Origin of the sequence: Hoeflea sp. YIM 152468, from assembly GCF_029210485.1 — a bacterium.
Classification (GTDB): domain Bacteria; phylum Pseudomonadota; class Alphaproteobacteria; order Rhizobiales; family Rhizobiaceae; genus Hoeflea.
Window position 1 is genome coordinate 64,712 of record NZ_JARGET010000031.1, and the last position, 18,252, is coordinate 82,963.

General features: G+C 60.0%; 17 protein-coding genes and 3 tRNA genes. 12 read left to right on the forward strand and 8 right to left on the reverse strand.

The annotated features are described in order from the left end of the window. Positions 1-11: 11 nt before the first annotated feature. From PZ897_RS17175 to recJ, 3 genes are all read left to right on the forward strand, one after another. Positions 12-1,334: a homoserine dehydrogenase gene (locus tag PZ897_RS17175; RefSeq protein ID WP_275753765.1), complete on the forward strand. Its 1,323-nt coding sequence runs from the start codon at positions 12-14 to the stop codon at positions 1,332-1,334. A gap of 187 nt (positions 1,335-1,521) precedes the next feature. Next, on the forward strand, positions 1,522-2,508 hold the full coding sequence (gene glpX, locus PZ897_RS17180) for a class II fructose-bisphosphatase (protein WP_275753766.1): 987 nt from the start codon (positions 1,522-1,524) through the stop codon (positions 2,506-2,508). 288 nt (positions 2,509-2,796) lie between these two features. Then, positions 2,797-4,596: a single-stranded-DNA-specific exonuclease RecJ gene (gene recJ, locus PZ897_RS17185; RefSeq protein WP_275753768.1), complete on the forward strand. Its 1,800-nt coding sequence runs from the start codon at positions 2,797-2,799 to the stop codon at positions 4,594-4,596. Between the two features lie 185 nt (positions 4,597-4,781). Here the strand turns inward: recJ and PZ897_RS17190 are convergent. The 3 genes from PZ897_RS17190 to PZ897_RS17200 form a co-directional block, all read right to left on the reverse strand. Continuing rightward, positions 4,782-4,856, reverse strand: a tRNA-Glu gene (locus tag PZ897_RS17190). Positions 4,857-5,013: 157 nt separating this feature from the next. Further along, a complete protein-coding gene (locus tag PZ897_RS17195) occupies positions 5,014-6,117 on the reverse strand; it encodes a D-Ala-D-Ala carboxypeptidase family metallohydrolase (RefSeq protein WP_275753769.1) in 1,104 nt (367 codons plus the stop codon). Positions 6,118-6,442: 325 nt separating this feature from the next. Further along, positions 6,443-6,883 (reverse strand): VOC family protein, encoded by a 441-nt coding sequence (locus tag PZ897_RS17200; RefSeq protein ID WP_275753771.1) that lies wholly within the window; start codon positions 6,881-6,883, stop codon positions 6,443-6,445. Between the two features lie 191 nt (positions 6,884-7,074). Here PZ897_RS17200 and PZ897_RS17205 point away from each other — a divergent pair, with 191 nt between their 5' ends. The 4 genes from PZ897_RS17205 (at position 7,075) to PZ897_RS17220 (ending at position 9,726) form a co-directional block, all read left to right on the forward strand. Next, entirely contained in the window at positions 7,075-7,650 is a 576-nt protein-coding gene (locus tag PZ897_RS17205) for a cold-shock protein (RefSeq protein WP_275753772.1), read from the forward strand. Positions 7,651-7,659: 9 nt separating this feature from the next. Further along, positions 7,660-8,127: a DUF192 domain-containing protein gene (locus PZ897_RS17210; RefSeq protein ID WP_275753774.1), complete on the forward strand. Its 468-nt coding sequence runs from the start codon at positions 7,660-7,662 to the stop codon at positions 8,125-8,127. A gap of 84 nt (positions 8,128-8,211) precedes the next feature. Next, positions 8,212-8,288, forward strand: a tRNA-Pro gene (locus PZ897_RS17215). A gap of 562 nt (positions 8,289-8,850) precedes the next feature. Further along, entirely contained in the window at positions 8,851-9,726 is an 876-nt protein-coding gene (locus PZ897_RS17220) for a LysR family transcriptional regulator (RefSeq protein WP_275753802.1), read from the forward strand. A 126-nt stretch (positions 9,727-9,852) separates the two neighbouring features. Here PZ897_RS17220 and PZ897_RS17225 read toward each other — a convergent pair whose 3' ends face one another. The 5 genes from PZ897_RS17225 to nhaA all read right to left on the reverse strand — a co-directional run bounded on the left by PZ897_RS17225 (position 9,853) and on the right by nhaA (position 15,075). Then, positions 9,853-10,464 carry a Tim44/TimA family putative adaptor protein gene (locus PZ897_RS17225; RefSeq protein WP_275753775.1) on the reverse strand — a complete coding sequence of 204 codons (612 nt, stop codon included), beginning with the start codon at positions 10,462-10,464 and terminating at the stop codon, positions 9,853-9,855. A 45-nt stretch (positions 10,465-10,509) separates the two neighbouring features. Further along, positions 10,510-12,135 carry a cytochrome c oxidase subunit I gene (ctaD, locus tag PZ897_RS17230; RefSeq protein ID WP_275753803.1) on the reverse strand — a complete coding sequence of 542 codons (1,626 nt, stop codon included), beginning with the start codon at positions 12,133-12,135 and terminating at the stop codon, positions 10,510-10,512. Between the two features lie 296 nt (positions 12,136-12,431). After that, positions 12,432-12,974, reverse strand: coding sequence for a DUF488 domain-containing protein (locus PZ897_RS17235; protein WP_343217469.1), 543 nt, complete (start codon positions 12,972-12,974; stop codon positions 12,432-12,434). Beyond that, entirely contained in the window at positions 12,971-13,180 is a 210-nt protein-coding gene (locus PZ897_RS17240) for a DUF2945 domain-containing protein (RefSeq protein ID WP_275753777.1), read from the reverse strand. Before PZ897_RS17240 ends, PZ897_RS17235 begins: the two co-directional genes overlap by 4 nt. 65 nt (positions 13,181-13,245) lie before the next feature. Beyond that, positions 13,246-15,075, reverse strand: a complete 1,830-nt coding sequence (nhaA, locus tag PZ897_RS17245; protein ID WP_275753779.1) for a Na+/H+ antiporter NhaA — start codon at positions 15,073-15,075, stop codon at positions 13,246-13,248. 303 nt (positions 15,076-15,378) lie between these two features. Here nhaA and PZ897_RS17250 point away from each other — a divergent pair, with 303 nt between their 5' ends. From PZ897_RS17250 to PZ897_RS17270, 5 genes are all read left to right on the forward strand, one after another. Then, complete coding sequence (locus PZ897_RS17250; RefSeq protein WP_275753781.1) at positions 15,379-15,798, forward strand: hypothetical protein; 420 nt, start codon at positions 15,379-15,381, stop codon at positions 15,796-15,798. Then, positions 15,795-16,325, forward strand: coding sequence for a plastocyanin/azurin family copper-binding protein (locus PZ897_RS17255; protein WP_275753783.1), 531 nt, complete (start codon positions 15,795-15,797; stop codon positions 16,323-16,325). The genes PZ897_RS17250 and PZ897_RS17255 overlap by 4 nt, the downstream gene beginning before the upstream one ends. Continuing rightward, positions 16,211-17,020, forward strand: coding sequence for an RNA polymerase sigma factor (locus PZ897_RS17260; RefSeq protein WP_275753784.1), 810 nt, complete (start codon positions 16,211-16,213; stop codon positions 17,018-17,020). Before PZ897_RS17255 ends, PZ897_RS17260 begins: the two co-directional genes overlap by 115 nt. Before the next feature lie 445 nt (positions 17,021-17,465). Further along, positions 17,466-17,771, forward strand: a complete 306-nt coding sequence (locus tag PZ897_RS17265) for an ETC complex I subunit (RefSeq protein ID WP_275753786.1) — start codon at positions 17,466-17,468, stop codon at positions 17,769-17,771. A 49-nt stretch (positions 17,772-17,820) separates the two neighbouring features. Continuing rightward, positions 17,821-17,897 (forward strand) — tRNA-Arg (locus PZ897_RS17270). Positions 17,898-18,252 lie beyond the last annotated feature (355 nt).

Below are 18,252 nucleotides of genomic sequence, written 5' to 3' on the forward strand. Positions count from 1 at the left end.
GGATATTTGATATGACTGATGCCCTGAAAATAGGCATTGCAGGCCTCGGGACCGTTGGCGCGGCGTTGTTTCGCGTAGTCACCGCACGGCACAATCTGCTTTCCGATATTTGCGGGCGTGAAATCGTGATTACGGCGGTCAGTGCACGCGAGCGGAACCGTGATCGCGGGCTTAACCTCGAGACGGTGACCTGGTACGATGATCCGGTGGTGATGGCGCGTGAGGCCGACATCGATGTTCTGATCGAGTTGATCGGCGGCGAGGGCGATCCGGCCTATGCTGCGGCGACAGCAGCATTGACGGCCGGGCGGCACGTGGTGACCGCCAACAAGGCGATGCTCGCCCGGCACGGTGTCGAACTGGCGCGCCTGGCAGAATCCAACGGCGTGCTTTTGAACTTCGAAGCCGCAGTGGCCGGCGGGATTCCGGTCATCAAGGCGATGCGGGAATCGCTGACCGGCAATTCTGTTACGCGGATTTACGGCATCCTCAACGGCACCTGCAATTACATTCTGACCCGGATGCAGCGGGACAATATCGGGTTTGCCGAATGCCTGGCCGATGCCCAGCGCCTTGGCTATGCCGAGGCCGATCCGGCATTTGACATCGAGGGCGATGACACCGCGCACAAGCTGTCGATTCTGACCAGTCTGGCCTTCGGCACCGAGATTGCCGCCGACGAGGTCTACATCGAGGGCATCACCAATATTTCGATCGACGATATCCATGCCGCCGATGAGCTGGGTTACCGCATCAAGCTGCTTGGGGTTTCGCAACGCACTGCAACGGGCATCGAGCAACGTGTCCATCCGACCATGGTGCCGAAGGGCTCGATGATCGCTCAGGTCGAAGGCGTGACCAATGCCGTCACCATCGAAGCCGATATTCTTGGCGAGTTGATGCTGTCCGGGCCCGGTGCCGGCGGTGACGCCACCGCCTCGGCGGTTCTGGGCGACATTGCCGATATTGCCAAGAGCAGGCCGGGCCATCAGCACGCACCGGCATTGGGTCGACCGGCCAGCAAACTCGAACCTTACAAGCGGGCTCAGATCCAGAGCCATGAGGGTGGTTATTTCATCTCGCTCAAGGTCGACGACAAAGCCGGCGTTTTTGCCTCGATCGCGACCATGATGGCCAAGAACGACATCTCGCTGGAATCGATCGTTCAGCGCGCCCGCCCATCCGGTGCTGAAGCCGGTCCGCAAACGGTTATCCTCGTCACCTATGCCACGACGGAGTCGCGGGTGCGCGCGGCGGTTGATGGCATAAGGAATGAGGGCTATCTGTCCGGTGAACCGCAGGTGATCCGGATCGAGCGCACCCGCGAGAACTGATGCTTCCTGGTATGCGGCGCGGTGATCCGTCCGGGTGCTGGTCTTCAGGCGCCGGCTTTAATCGATTTAGTTTTGCATCCGGCCAAAATCCTGAATAACAACGCCTTTTTAAGCGGGATTGACATTGCTTTGCTGGCTTTTGACGCTGTATGAGCGGCAAGCGAATTACCTCAGGGGAGCTTAGTCCATGTCAGGTACACCGATAGAAACCAGCAGTCTTGACCGTATTCTCACGTTGGAGATCGCCCGGGTCACCGAGCGTGCAGCGGTTGCCGCAGCCCGGCTTCGGGGCCGGGGCGACGAGATGGCCGCAGATCAGGTCGCCGTGGATGCCATGCGTCAGGAACTCAACCGGCTGGCTATCGACGGGACGGTGGTGATCGGTGAAGGCGAACGCGATGAAGCGCCGATGCTCTACATCGGCGAGGAAGTGGGCACCCGCGCCGGCGCCAAGCTCGATATCGCCCTCGATCCGCTGGAAGGCACCACGATCTGCGCCAAGAACCTGCCCAATTCCCTGGCGGTGATCGCGTTCGCGGAAAAAGGCAGCCTGCTTTACGCACCCGATGTCTACATGGAAAAGATCGCCATCGGACCCGGTTATCCGGCCAATACGGTGTCGCTGGATGCATCCGCATCAGAAAATATCCACGCCGTGGCAGCGGCCAAGGGCGTCTCCGTGAACCAGGTCACCGCCTGTATCCTCGACAGACCGCGCCACGCGCGGATGATCGAAGAGGTTCGCGCCACCGGGGCTGCCATCCGGCTGATCGGCGACGGTGATGTGGCCGGTGTGATCCACACCACTGACCCGGATGAAACCGGGATTGATATCTATCTCGGTATTGGCGGCGCGCCTGAAGGGGTGCTCGCCGCCGCAGCGCTGCGGTGCATCGGCGGACAGATGCAGGGCCGGCTGCAACTCAACACCGAGGAAAAGGTGGCGCGGGCTGCGAAGATGGGTATTTCCGATCCCAACCGCGTCTACACCATGGAAGAGATGGCGCGTGGCGATGTGTTGTTTGCCGCCACCGGCGTGACCGACGGCAATCTCCTGCAAGGCGTGCGGTTCACGCGCAACGCCATCACCACCCACACCATCGTGATGCGCTCATCATCGCGCACAGTCCGCGAAATCAAGGCGCGGCATCAGGATCTCACCAAGTTCGATTGATCTGCCCGCGCAGCGCGCCCGTTGTGAACCAAGGGCCATGCCGTTGCCGGTGTGGCCCTTTTTTCGTGTCGTTTCCGCCGGCGCTGCAGCGCGTCGCATCAAACCGGTTCCGGGTGCCGCGCCTTAGGCTCTTTCTTGATGCATGTCGTTGTCGCAAAACCGCTGCACAGTTTTGCGCGACAGGCATTAGTATATCTGTGCTTTGCCGCCCCCGTCGGGATGCGGTATGAGCGTGTCTCCGGCGCAGCCACACCGGCATGGCGCCTTAGGACGGGTTGATGGGCCAAAATGGCAAACAGCGGTGCATCCGAACGGGCGTTCCTGGGCGTTGAGAAATCCCTGTCGGGGCAGAAATGGATCGCGCGGCTCGACATGGCTGGCGAGAACAAGGCCATTACTATTGCCCAGAGCACCGGCTTGCCGGATGTGGTCGCCCGGGTGCTGGCCGGGCGCGACGTGGTCATGGGCGACGCGGCAGCCTTTCTTGATCCCACCATCAAATCCCTCATGCCTGATCCATCCCGGCTGACCGATTGCGACAAGGCGGCGGAGCGGATCGTTGCCGCGATCACGCGCGGCGAGCGTGTGGCCATCTTCGGGGACTATGATGTCGACGGGGCAACGTCCTCTGCTCTGATGCAGCGATTCCTGCGCCATTTCGGCGTCGAGAGCGAAATCTACATTCCCGACCGGATCTTTGAAGGATACGGACCCAATCCGACCGCCATTGGCGATCTGATCGACCGTGGCGCCGGACTGATCATCACGGTTGATTGCGGCTCCACCAGCCATGAGTCGCTGGCAGAGGCCGCGCGGCGAGGAACCGACGTTGTGGTGATCGATCATCACCAGGTGGCGCAGGAGCTGCCTTTGGCCCAGGCGCTGGTCAATCCCAACCGTGAGGATGACCTGTCGGGTCTGGGGCATCTGTGTGCCTGTGGCGTGGTGTTCATGGTGCTCGCCGGCACGTTGCGGATGTTGCGCCAAAGGGGCGACGCGCGGGCGGGTGGTTTCGACCTGCTCGGATGTCTGGATCTGGTTGCACTGGCTACGGTTTGCGATGTGGTGCCGCTGAAGGGTCTCAATCGCGCCTTTGTGGTCAAGGGATTGCTGGTCACGCGGAGCATGGGCAATGTGGGCCTGACCGCGCTGGCCCAGCGTGCAGGGCTGAACGGGCCGATGACGCCCTACCATCTTGGTTTTTTAATCGGGCCGCGGATCAATGCAGGTGGACGCATTGGCGATGCCGCGCTCGGCAGTCGCCTGCTGACGCTCGAAGACCGTGCCGAGGCGGACGCAATTGCGGAGCGGCTGGAGGAGTTGAACCGGGAGCGGCAGGCCATCGAGGCGGCGATGCTGGAGGAAGCCGATGCGGAAGCCGCAGTCGAAATGGCAAGCGGCGAGGGGCCTGCGGTGATCATCACCGAACGCCGCGGCTGGCATCCGGGCGTGGTCGGGCTTCTGGCCTCGAGACTGAAGGACCGCTACCGGCGGCCGGCGTTTGCCATCGCCTTTGACGGCAATGGCAAGGGGACCGGGTCGGGGCGTTCGGTGCCCGGCGTGGACATTGGCCGACTGGTGCGCAAGGCCGTCGACAGCGGCCTGCTGCTTAAAGGCGGCGGGCATGCGATGGCAGCCGGCTTGACGGTGGAGCAAGGCCGGCTGGGGGATCTGCGGGCGTTTTTCGAAGACCATGTCGCCGAGGCGGTTGCGGGCCTGTCACAACGCCACCGGCTCAAGATCGATGGGGCGCTGTCGGCTTCCGGTGCGACGCTGGATCTGGTCGACATGATCGAACGCGCCGGGCCTTTTGGCGCCGGACATCCGCAGCCGGTCTTTGCGGTTCCGGCACACATCGTCAGGGATGCCCGCGTGGTTGGCCAGAATCACATCAAGCTGTCTTTCGCCGGTCCTGATGGCGGGCGGCTCGATGGCATTGCCTTCCGCGCTGCGGACACGGAAATGGGCAAAGCGTTGCTGAATGGGCGCGGCCTGGCGTTTCATGTCGCAGGCACGCTGTCAGCGGACCACTGGCAGGGGGTCAGGCGGGTTCAGATCCGAATCATCGATGCCGCGGTTGCTGACTGAGCGATCTCCGCAGATTGCTCCTCCGGAGCCGTTCGCGCCCGCCTCTCGCCAATGCAAGACAACAATTCGGATACCGAGCCCAGGCGCGTCCCGAGGACGGGCAGAGCCGGTGCCGTTGCAGGCCCGAGGCACAATTCAGGATTTATATCTTGGATGAGGAAGCCAAGCGAAGTGCTTGAAAAACATGGTACGCCCTAGGGGAATCGAACCCCTCTTTCCAGAATGAAAATCTGGCGTCCTAACCGATAGACGAAGGGCGCATACAATGTGGCCGTCTTATAGTCAGCCCGTTTTAAGACCGCAAGTGGATAATTGGTGGTTCCGCTAAAAAAATGCCTTCGGGATGAAGATTGTTTTCCGATTGGCCCCGGATGGGCCCGCGACTGGCACAAATTGCCAGCCAAAACTGGCTGTTGCCTACTTGCGACGACGGCAGCGCCAGTTCCAGTCGCGCGGATTGCCGATGTCGATGTGAACTGATTCTGTATGGCAGTAGGTGCCGACGCCACCGCGCCCTGGCATGGAGCGCAGATATTTCGCCAGTTGCCACTTGGAGACGCCCTCGATCTGGACGTCAGCGGCCTCACAGGATGTGTGCCGTGAGCCCGACGCACCGCCAATCCGGCGATTGTGCCTGGGGCTGCGATAGCCGGATGTCACCACCACCGGTCGGCCGTAATGGCGTTCGATGGATTTGAGAACCCGAACCAGTTCCGGCTTGAAACAATCGACGTCGACATTTTCGGTTTGCCGATGCAACCCGTTGGGAGCAAGCCGCGCCAGGCCGGCGGCCGAAGCCAGCTCGATCTGTCCGGCACTGGATCTGCCCGTTGATGTATCGGCGTCAACGCCAAACAAGGCCGCCAGCCGGACTCCGGGGAGGGTGTCGCCGCCGCTGGATGCCGCAGCCTGATTGACCTGAGTTCGCATGGACGAGACCACGCGTTTCTTGGTCCCGGCGGGCGCTTTCCTGGATGAGTTCTGCTGTGGCGCAAACATGCGCGCGAAAATCGATTTCTTCTTTGGCGGCGCGATCACGGCCAGTTCCTGGACTGGCGGCGGGGCTGCGGCTTCCTCAGACTCTGGCTCCATCTCGGCAGGCGCAGATTGCGCCTGGTCCGCCGGTTCGGCCGGCTGCGGCTCGATCACTTCAGGGGCAGGCGGCGCGGCATAGAGATTGGCGGGCGCACTTGCCAGCTGGTTTTGGGTGATGCCGCGATTCAGGGCGTCAATGGACGTGTCTGCCATGACCGGCGGCTGTGCGATGTCGGTTTCGACCGGGTCGGCAACAGCTTGCCTTGACGCCCCGTCAGCCGAAGCCGGTGATGGGACTGGAAGTGGAATGTTCGAGTCAGCGGCGGCCGTGGAACCGGCTGCAAGAAACATCGCGTCAGACTCACTGACCATCATGGTGCTGTCAGACAGGCTCGACGCACCCGGGGCAAAGCCCTGGCTTGCAAACGTTGCAGGGTCGCCGGCTGACACGCATCCGCTCAGCAGCGCCACGGCACCGGTCAACATCAAGGTGCGCGCGCCTACACGGCAATTGCCTGCCCTATTCCCGCCTGTCTGCAATATCTCGAGCCCCCGGTATCTTGCACTGGCAGACCCGAAGGTCCTTGAAGGATGCCTACCCATTTGCACCGTATGTGTATACGAGCAAATCCGACGTCCGGACAGGGTCAAATGGCGTTCATGTCAGAAACCATGCGATGCGGCGCAAATACGGCGAAAGCATGACTCCGGCTTTAGCTTGACCGACCTCCGTTGCGCGAAGCTTGCCATTCATGCAATCCGGCTCGCCAGGGGCCGGATTGCACACTTGACCGGCCTTGCCATCCCGGCGCTACCACTCTCCGGTGTTTTTCATCGACAGCCATGGCTCGACCGGCTGTAGCGGCTCGCCCTTCTGCAATAGCTCGATCGATATTCCGTCCGGAGATCTTACAAATGCCATCCGACCGTCACGCGGCGGGCGGTTTATCGTCACGCCCTGGTCGAGAAGTGACTGGCAGGTCTCGTGGATATTGTCGACGACATAGGCGAGATGACCGAAATTGCGGCCGCCGCTATAATCTTCCGGGTCCCAATTGTAAGTCAATTCGAGCAACGGCGCCTGATCCGTCAGTGCCCGCTCCCGGTCGCCCGGTGCGGCGAGAAAAATAAGTGTGAACCGGCCCGATTCGCTTTCACTGCGGCGGATTTCCACAAGCCCCATCTTGGTGCAGTAAAAATCGAGTGATGCCTCGATGTCGGTGACGCGGACCATCGTGTGCAGATAACGCATTGGCTTTACCTCGTGATTCTTGATTGCAAGAACATGAGGCGGATTGGCGCGTCAGGCAATGCCGGTGCAATAGAAGGGGATGGATCAACAAGTTTTCCGGCGGGGCTTGCACAGCCTGCGCAATACAATGTTAATGTTTGGAACGAGAATCACTTCATTTGTATGTGGCGCGTATTGGAGAGGCATCCGGAATGGGGGAAAGGTCCTCAGAAAAGAACGAGGCGCATGCCGACGCGCATGCCGACGCCGTCGATCTGATCGAGATTACGGGAGTGATCAAATGGTTCGACGTGGCCAAGGGGTTTGGTTTTATCGTTCCTGACAACGGTATGGAAGATGTGCTGCTGCATGTGACGTGCCTGCGGCGCGACGGTTACCAGACGGTGCTGGAGGGAACGCGCATCGTGTGCGAGATCCAGAAGCGGGAACGCGGCTATCAGGCGTTCAGAATCATTTCCATGGATACATCGACCGCGGTGCACCCGTCGCAATTGCCACCGGTGCGCACCCATGTGCAGGTCAAACCGTCCAGCGGGCTTGAGCGCGCCATCGTCAAGTGGTTCAACCGCACCAAGGGATTCGGGTTCCTGACCCGCGGCGAGGGGACGGAAGACATATTTATTCATATGGAAACGCTCAGACGCTATGGACTGGCCGAATTGCGGCCCGGACAGGTCGTGCTGGTGCGTTTTGGCGACGGCGACAAAGGCCTGATGGCGGCCGAGATCCATCCGGATATCGACGCGCCAATCCCCAACTCCCACTGAGTTTTTCCCATGCGCAAGTTGATGGCTGCCGCCGCACTCGTTCTCGCCGGCTTGGCGACGGGGTTTACCGCTCAGGCCGCAGCCACACCCTTGCCGGTTGATTCCGAACGGCTTGTGATCCAGACCGCGGCTGGGCCCGTTCGCATTGCCGTGGAACTGGCGCTGACACCTGAGACGCGCGCGCGTGGCTTGATGAATCGCGAGAGCATGGCGCCCGATCACGGTATGCTGTTCAAGTTCGATCAGACCCGGCCGGTGATGATGTGGATGAAAAACACGCCCTTGCCCCTGGATATGCTTTTTCTTGATGAGGGCGGAACGATTGTCGGGATCGTCAAGGATACCATTCCCTATTCCGAGACCATCATTTCGTCTCCTTCGCCAGTCCGCTATGTGCTTGAACTCAATGCAGGTACGGCCGACAGACGGGGGATCGCGCCCGGCGATAAAGCGCATCACCGGGTGATCGGGCAGTGAAGTGTCAATTAGATCCATTTCGCGACGATTAGCGGTTGCGGGGCACAGCATTCCGGTGTATCCGGATCACGCCTTAGTCGGCATCGGAGCGTAGCGCAGCCTGGTAGCGCATCTGGTTTGGGACCAGAGGGTCGCAGGTTCGAATCCTGCCGCTCCGACCAATCTCCCCTTGAAACATGAACTTTCCCCTCAGGGGGTGCGGTAACCGTGAATTGCGACCTTCAGCGCCGCTTGCGATACCCGCAAAGACCGCGACAACGTTGAACGGCTGGCAGTGACCGTTGCCGTTCCGGGCGGTGAGTCTCAAATCAGAATTGCAGTGATTCGTTGCTTTTCAAAAAGCGGACGCGACTTGACCTGCTCATTGAGTCTTGTCTCCGTGGCGTCATCGCAGTCTTTGCCGCCGGTTTTTCCCGATCTCGCTGCATTGGATCTGAATTCGTTCGACAGCCAGGAAGCTCAGGAACAATGCGGACAACCTGATCGTGCAGCTGATTGAAGCCATGGTTCCGGCGCATTCACAGCTACACAAACGCGGGGGCTCGCTCAGCAGATTGTCGACAGGTTGAGAGAGGCTCAGCCTGTGCCTGGCAATGGCTATGGACCTCCATCACCGAACCGCTCAATATGGCCTTGACCGATTTACTGTCACGCAGCCACCGAAGACAACCGCCTCAATGCCGCAGCCGCCCCCAACAAGAACGTGGGAATGCCGTAAAATTGATGAATATCGAACTTGCCAGGACCTTCATTGCCATCGTTTCAACAGGTAGCTTCATCCGGGCTTCCGAACATCTGAATGTCGCGCAGACAACCGTTAGCGCGCGCATACGCAATCTGGAGCAATTGCTGGGCAGGGATCTGTTCATCCGGCACAAGGGTGGGGCGACACTCACCCCGGCCGGCCAGCAATTCCTCCGTCACGCGCCGATGTTCATCCAGTTGTGGCAGCGCACGCTTCATCAGGTTGCCGTTCCACCCGGTCGCCGGGCCGTTCTCACCGTCGGCAGTGAAGTCAGCCTGGCTCAACCGCTGCTGCTGGACTGGGTTCGATGGATTCGCGACTCGCTGCCAGACATTGCTCTTCGGGTGCATGTCGATGTGCCGAAGGATCTGACCAAGCAGGTCGCGTCGGGGGAGGTCGATCTGGCGATCATGTATGCGCCGCAACATCTGCCGGGCCTCAAAATCGACCTTCTCATGGAAGAAGAGCTGGTGTTTGTCACGACAGATCCGAAGACACGGTCTCCCGATGGATCGGACTATATTTATATGGACTGGGGACGGGAATTCACGCTTCAGCACGAGATGAACTTTCCCGATGTCGCGCCGGATATTCAGATGGATCTGGGGCCTCTGGCGCTCAACTACATCCTTTCAACCGGCGGATGCGGCTATTTCAGATTGAGCTCGGTCCAGCCTTATGTCGCAACCGGCGAGCTGCATCTCGTGCGGGAACTGCCGATGTTTTCCCACCCCGTCTATGCGGTGCAATCCGCCATTGCAGACAGGAGCGTGTCTGACGCCGCTCTGGCAGGGCTCCATGCCATGGCGGGCGCCAAAACCACGGCTTCCGAGTCTCCGGCCGAGATGTCCTGACACGATTCTCTCAGACTGATAGTAGCCGGCGGCGTGATGGCGAAGGCTGCTCGCAACGCCTCGCCTGCGGGAGAGGTGGCTGGGGCTGCCGTTTTCCCGGTGACTTCCCCCGTTGGCTTCCATTGCTCATTCGGTTTCCGTTGCAACCAAGATCCAGGTCTTGTTGAGGGCGTTATTCCGTCGCTGGAATGTCCAGATATCGATCGCTGCCAACGGCTCCTGGGTATCCAGGGCGGCGCGGGTCGAATCCCCATGCCGGGTGGTGATCAGGAGGTCGGCTTCAAACCGAACGGTCAGTTCGGACACGGTGTCGCCGATGTCCCTTGCGACAATCCTGGCGCTGGTCAGGGAAATCAGGTCGATGGCCAGTGTTTCGCCGTTTGCCTCCCTGCCTTCGATGGACTTGGAAAATTCATCAAACACATCGGGCGCCAAAAACCCGACGAGCTCGATCCTGTTTCCGGCGGCATAATTGGCCAGGATGAACTCGTACATCTTGACCGCACCCGCCAGAAAACTGTCCTCATCGAGATCGTTGAACTTGTCGATCAGGCCTGTGAGCCAGTCGGAGGTGAGGTTGTGCTTGGCGCCCGTCCCATGAGAAGAGGGGCCGAAATCGAAGAATGTCTTCAGTCCATTCCGCTTGCGCTGTTCATAGGTGACAACCAGATAGGCCCAGTAGATTGTGAAGGCTATGATGGGCCAAAGACTCGATCCATTTTCAGCAGCTTCGTTCATTTGGGTTCTCCTATCCAGCGCCTGCGAGCGCCGAGCGTGCCGGTGTCATTCGATCCGGGGCAGTGATTGAAATTGATGGAATGGCGGCGGCGACGACAGTGTCCATTCCAGGGTGGTTGCGCCTTCACCCCACGGGTTGTCGCCGGCGGGCCGCTTCCTCAGAAAAGCTTCGGCCACGGTGATGAGAAACACGATCAAGCCGAGCGCGGAAATGTAGGAGCCGATCGAGGACACCAAGTTCCAGCCTGCATAGGCGTCGGGGTAGTCGACATAGCGGCGTGGCATGCCGGCAAGACCGAGAAAGTGCTGTGGGAAAAAGACGATGTTCACGCCGATGAAGGTGAGCCAGAAATGGGTTTTGGCGAGGACGGAATTGTAGCGATAGCCCGACATCTTCGGGAACCAGTAGTACCAGCCGGCAAAGATCGCGAAGGCCGAACCGAGCGAGAGCACGTAGTGGAAATGCGCCACCACGTAATAGGTGTCGTGCAACGGCCGGTCGAGCCCGGCGCTGGCGACCTGCACGCCCGTGACGCCGCCGACGGTGAAAAGGAAAACGAACCCGATCGCCCACAACATGGGGGTGCGAAAGGATATCGAGCCGCCCCACATTGTCGCCAGCCAGGAAAACACCTTCACACCGGTCGGCACCGCGATGACCATGGAGGCGAACATGAAATAGCGCTGGGAACTGACCGACAGGCCGACGGTGAACATGTGATGCGCCCACACGACAAAACCAATGCCACCAATGGCGATCATCGCGTAAACCATGCCGAGATAGCCGAAGATCGGCTTGCGCGAAAAGGTCGAGACCACGTGGCTGATAATGCCAAAAGCCGGCAGGATCATGATGTAGACTTCCGGATGCCCGAAGAACCAAAACAGATGCTGATAGAGGATCGGATCGCCGCCGCCTTCGGGTGCGAAGAAGGTGGTGCCGAAGTTGCGGTCGGTCAAAAGCATGGTCACCGCACCGGCAAGAACCGGCAAGGAAATCAGGAGCATGAAGGCGGTGACCAGCATGGCCCAGGCAAACAGCGGCATTTTATGCATGGTCATGCCCGGTGCGCGCATATTGAAAATGGTGGTGATGAAGTTGATCGCGCCGAGGATGGAAGAGGCGCCAGAGAGATGGATGGACAGGATGACAAGGTCAACGGCCGGGCCGGGCTGTCCGGACGTGGAGTAGGGCGGATACAGCGTCCACCCGCCGCTGTGACCCAACGATCCGGGTGCGCCTTCCACGAACATCGAAGCAATGAAGAGCAGGAACGCGACAACCAGAAGCCACAAGGACAAATTGTTGAGCCGTGGAAATGCCATGTCCGGCGCGCCAATCAGGATCGGCACGAACCAGTTGCCAAAGCCGCCGATCAAGGCAGGCATCAGGACGAAGAAGATCATCACCAGCCCATGCGCGCTGACCGCCACGTTGTAAGTGTTGGAATCGCCAAATATTTGCATGCCGGGGTGCTGAAGCTCCATCCGCATCAGGACGGAAAGCCCGGTTCCCAACAGCCCCGCAAGGATCGAAAAAAGCAGGTAAAGCGTTCCGATGTCCTTGTGGTTGGTCGAGAACGCCCAACGCCTGAAAAACGGCGGCACGTGATCAGCCGGAGGCGTGGTGATCTCTTCGGTTTGGTTGGGAGAGTTGGTCTGGCCGGACATCGCGGTCTTCCTCATGCGGCTGCAATCCGGCACGGGGCGCGCCGGTGGTCTGATGCAAAAGCTGGGCTCTGCAAAAGCATAAGGCAAACGGAAAGAATTGTGATTTGAGTGCAATTATATTGCTGGGACGTTGCCCTCCCGAACATCCGGACAGATCGCCGGGCTTGCTGCTGGCGACGCGTGGTGCTTGAGCGTGGAGCAATTGCGGTGGCCTGCGGCAGCGCATCCGACAGGAGCCGCAAGGGACAGGCCAGCTCTTTGATTTTACGAATGAAAGCTTTCTGGCCCAACCTGCTTCATGCTTGTTCCGCAGGATAGATCACTTTCCCATCGGCGATACCACGGGCGCCAGGGGTCAGCCGGGCGGGTTCGATCCGGCCCGCTCCCATGAGGTGCTCGACATCGTGTCCGTTTGCGATCAGATAGTCGGTTATGATGCGCCGATGGCACCGCCACCAGACGGCTTCGGAGCACATCAGCGCCAGGCGGCTGAACCGGCCAAGATCGAGCAGGTCTCGGAAGGCGGCATCGAACTCTGTGCTTAGCGCGTAGTCGGCGTAATTGTGAAAACTTTGGACCCGCCACCTGGCATTCAAATGCTCCTCCACGCCGGGTTGCTTTGACCGGCGGCCGCCAAGACCGGGACTGTGCCGGTAGCCGATTTGCAGGCGCGCCAGTGCGTCAGGCAGCGTGTCGATATTGAACACCGGATTGGCACGGGAGCGGGGAAAGGACCGCACATCCACAACCAGCTCCACCTGACCCGCGCGCAGAATGGCGAGAAAGTCGTCGAGGTTTCGGTTTGAGTGTCCGATGGTTGTGAAATGCGCGGCCATCATTCAATTTTCGTCAGGGCAGATTCCTTGTGTGCGGCGATGTGATCGGTCTTGTCACTTTCGATTTCGTATTGCGGCTCGTCCTTCGAGGCGCGACGCGGGTGACCCTTGTAGTCAAAATCCCGTTCGTGGATCTTGATGATCGTGCCGCTGACCCGGCCTGCTTCGGAATTCCAGCTTACATGATCGCCTTTTGAGAATTTCGCCATGACAGTCTCCTTTCCCGATAAAGTCCGAACAACCGCAAAGGTTCCCTCAAACCAGTGACAACACGTCAGCCCCGCGGGGGGCTGATGGCGCTGCTTGTTGATGTTCCGGCAAGCAGAAGAAGGGTCGCTCCGATGATCGCAGACATCAACGAGCCCAGCAGAACCGCTAGCTTGACAGCTCCCAGTTGTGTCCCCTCAAACGCTGCATTTGCGATGAAGATCGACATGGTGAAGCCGACGCCGGCGAGACAGCCGGCACCGACAAACTGGGACCAGCTGATCTCCGATGACAGGTTTGCCCATCCCGCCCGCACGGCGATCCAGCAGGCGGCAACAATGCCGAGCGGCTTGCCGATGATGAGACCCAGCATCACGCCCAGGGTTTCCGGGGCAAAAGGTGAAAAGGTCGACCCGGTCAAGAGGACGCCTGTGTTGAAGAAGGCAAACAGAGGCAGGATCAGGAAGTTGGTCCAGTTTTCCAGCGCGTGTTGCAGATGATAGCCAGGTTCGCGCAGGCGCGTGATCGCGTGCTCCATCGCCTTGACCGCATGGTCTGCAATGGTGTCGTGCACGGGATCGCTGTCCGGTCCAATCGTATCCGCAAGCACCGTGGCTTGTGCTGCGACTTCCTGGACCTTGGCTGGCCGGCGCGCCGGAATCAGCATCGCCGTGAGCACTCCCGCCAGTGTGGCGTGCAGGCCTGAAGCGTGGACAAAGACCCACAGGACAAGACCCAGGCCAAGATAGGGTGCCAGCGCGTAGATCCGCGCTCGTCCCAGCAGAGCCATGGCAACGATGCAGCCGAGTGCGCCCAACATCGGCATGAAATGCAGGCCGTGCCCGTAAAACAGCGCGATCACGACGATTGCTCCAAGGTCGTCGGCAATGGCTAGGGCCGCGACAAAAATTTTCAGGGAGTTCGGCACGCGGCGCCCCAGCAGCGCCATCAGACCCAGCGTGAACGCGATATCGGTGGCCATCGGGATGCCCCAGCCATGAGCGGCCGGCCCGCCCAGGTTGAATGCGATGTAGATCAGGGCAGGCATCACCATGCCACCCAAGGCGCCAAAGATCGGCAGCAGGGCGCTCGACAAGTCCGACAGCTCGCCGGACACCATTTCCCGCTTGATCTCGATCCCGACAATCAGAAAGAAGATCGTCATCAATCCGTCATTGATCCACGCCTCCAATGACAAGGCAAAACGTGCCTCACCAAATTCGAAGGCAAACATAGTCGTGCGAAGCGTCTCGTACACCTCGTGCAGGCCGGTATTTGCCACGGCAAGGGCAGCCAGTGTGGCCAGAACCAGCAACAGGCCACCAGACGCAGCCCAGCCAAAGAACCGTTGGCTGGCGCGCTCCACCCGGAAGCCAAGCGGTTGCTCCACCGCATCCATGATCGACAGCTCGTCCCACGCACCGAGATAGGGTTCTCCGGCGATGAAGAGGGTAGGTGTGCGGGTGACGCCGGCCAGTCTTGCAAGCTCGCGGTCCTCGGTCAGATGGGCTTCGACAGAGCCCGATGAAAGCGCGGCGTCGAATGTGGCGATGTCGAGACCGATCTCTTCGGCAAGAGCGCCGATGTTGTCCGCGCTAAAACTTTCGCCCCGGCGGAACAGCACCTGGTGCATCTCCCAGAACTTGCCTTGCTCGCCTGCGGCAATGGCTGCCCGCGCTGCCCGGTCCGCATCGGAATTTTCCGGTTGCGGGTATTGGCGGTAGATATAGACGATCCTGCCTTCCTGACGGTCGGCTATCCGGCGCAGGATATCGCGCAGCCGCCTGCAGGCATCCGATGTGTAATCGCCGTAAAGGAAAACCGCCCGCTGACAGTCAGGTTCACCGAGATAGAAATCGCGGTCGATGTGGAAGCCTGCTTCGTTACCGTGGATCATGGTGCTGCTCCAACGTGCTGTGGGGTGCTTCTCTCAAGACTATGCCGACGCGGCAACAAAGCAAGGATCGACCATCGGACGCCGCTGCGGGGCAATGGGCCTTCAGGAGAGAGGCGAGGCGGGGCGGTCGGGGCAGACACGCGCGGGGGCGCGGATAGCGGCCGGACACAGCGGGGAAAAAATTCGCCGCGTCATTGGGTGCTGAAAATATTTTCACTTTGGCGCGAACCTTTTCGGCTGTGCCGCATCCAATGATCAGGGTGCCTCAAGTCGCACCCGACGATCACCCGGAAAGGAAACCACATGAAAACTCTTCTCCCGCTCTTGACGATGGTGGCCGCATTGGCCGTGACGCCCGCGCTCGCCCATGACGAGGAGGCGTTGAAAAACTCTCCTCCGGGAGACCCTTACGTGCAGGTCAGCACTGTTTTGCCGTTGCCGGAATTCCTGCCGGGCCTGGGGACACTTTTTGTCAGCCCAGACACGCTGCCGGCCGGGCCATTCCTGGCCTATGATCACGACGGCAAATTGTCGGCCACGGTCTATATGACGCCTCTCAAGGCGCTTCAGGATGGCACGGCCTATGACGATCTCGGTGTCGGATCCCATACGGTCAGCAGCGTTGATGTCTACTACAATGCCGGCCATCCCGGTGTCGAAGAGCCCCATGCTCATGTGGTGCTCTATCACGATGCGGACGCAAAATCGCGGTTGGCAGAATGATGCTGTCGCGCAGGAAAACTCTTGTCCTGGGGGGCGGCGCGTTTGCCGCCCTCGTGCAACCGCGCCTTTCGTCGGCAGCGGCGAGAGAGGTGATTGAGATGCGCGGGACAGCGCGTGGCGAACACATCTGGTTCTCCCCCCAGGGCCTTGCTGTCGCCGTCGGGACTACGCTGCGTTTCGTCAATCGCGATCCCGGCAACAGCCACACCGCCACGGCCTACCACGAATCCCTGTATGGCCGGGCTCGACGGATTCCAGCGGCGGCGACGCCGTGGGACAGCGACTTCTTGTTGCCGGACGAAATGTTCGAGACGACGCTGAACGTACCGGGAGTCTATGACTATTATTGCATTCCGCACGAGATGGGCGGGATGCTCGGCCGGATTGTCGTGGGTCAGCCGGGCGACCCAGGATGGGAGGGGCCCGCAGCGGACACCGGCGACCTGACCCCGGAGGCGTTGGCGAGCCTGCCTTCAGTGGAAGACATTCTTGCCAGCGGACGTGTCGAAAGGGAGTCGGCAAGGTGAAGCCGAACCTCAATCAAGCGCCTGACCGATCGCCTCGGCCTCACATGGCCGAGGCAGGCCTGATCACTGCGGCCCGCATGAAGGATGAGGCGGCCATCCGGGAGCTGGTCCGGCGGCTTAACCCGCGCCTGTTTCGCATCGCGCGTGGGATCGTTGCCAGCGATGCCGAGGCGGAGGAGGTCGTCCAGGAGACGTATCTTTCTGCCTTTGCCGGGCTGGAGCGTTTCGACGGCCGAGCGCAATTTTCAACCTGGATCACCCGTATTGCCATCAACGCCGCATTGATGCGTACAAGACGTGCGCGACCGGAAGAGGAATACGACACAGTGGCTGAAGAGAACAACAGCAATATCCTCAAATTTGTCGGCGTCAGCGAGACCCCTGAAACCAATTACGGCAGGATGCAGGTCAGTGCGATCCTTGAGGTGGCAGTAGCCGACCTGTCGCCCGCGTTGCGGCTGCCGTTCGTCCTGCATGAGATGGAAGGCATGAACATTCGCGACATCGCCCGCGATTTGTCGCTCAATCCGATTACCGTGAAAACCCGCCTGTTCCGCGCCCGCCGGCAACTGCGCGCGGTGCTGGAGCAGAAACTGAAGGGCGGATTTGGCAGTGTCTTTCCGTTTGACGGAGCGCGCTGCGCGCACATGGCTGACACGGTGATCGCCGCCCTCCGTGCAAACGGCAAGCTCTAATCCGGCTGTACATCCCTGCCTTGCACCCTCCTGAGATCCACGGCGATCATCAAATTGATCGGCGTGCGCGTGAGGTGTGGACGCCGCCGGCTGCCTTCCCCGTCGCCGGCGAGATTGCCGGCATCAACGGCGCTTTCCGAGCGTGAACAAAGCGGCTTGACTTTAAGTGTGCATCCGGGCATTCAGCGGCTGTCCCGTTTTTGAATGGTCGCCAGGAATATGGCGGAATTCGACGGGTCGAGCAGGCACAAGAAGTTGGCAGCGGGCAGTAACAAGACCGCACGCGCCGACGGCGCCAGTGGCTTGGGACCAGAGTGTGCCGCTGGTCTCGATTCTGCCGCTCCGGCGGCTTGGTTCATATAGCGCCGAGCGGGTCTAGCGTTTACAGCAGGGCACCGTGATCCGCCTTTCGAGGCCGCGGGCGCGATAAAAAGGGATCTGGGACATGACTGCGAAAATTTATCGTCCCGCCAGGAATGCCATGCAGGCCGGAAAGGCCAACAGCCATATCTGGGTGCTCGAGTTTGATCAGGAAAAGCCGCGTAGCATCGACCCGATCATGGGCTACACCTCGTCTGCGGATATGAAGAGCCAGATTCAAATCAGGTTTAAGACCAGAGAAGAGGCTGTGGCCTATGCCAGCCGCAACGGAATTTCCTTTCGGGTTATCGAGCCGAAGGAAAGCAGACGCCGCCAGATGGCCTATGCCGACAATTTCCGGTTCGACCGTCGTGTGCCCTGGACTCATTGAGGCGGCTGATCAAAACTCTTGCCCGCCGGTTTGCCGGCAGGGTGAAGACGGCCCCTTAGCTCAGCTGGATAGAGCACCGGCCTTCTAAGCCGACGGTCGCAGGTTCGAATCCTGCAGGGGTCGCCACTACCTTTTCAAGCTTCTGATTTTATTGATTAATCACTGGTGATTTCGCGGGTTTGGTTTGTCCCTACGTTGACTGGTCGGGTTATTTCGCGGTGTTTGAAGTGGGCATTTTTGATTTTGCGGGGTTGGTTTATCCCAGCGCGGCCTGGTGTGGGCGCTTCGCCCGCTTGAATCGTCTCTGAGTTTTGTGTTCCTACTGGTGGTTATTTTGTCCGAGCTACTCCAAGCCTAACTGGAAGGTCGAGTCGAGCTTGTCATTCACGAAGGTGACGGTCAGTGATGAGAATTCGGAGTGACCTGAGCCCCTTAACTTCCTCCAAAATTTGGTAGAGTCCGTCACGACAAGGAGACGGAC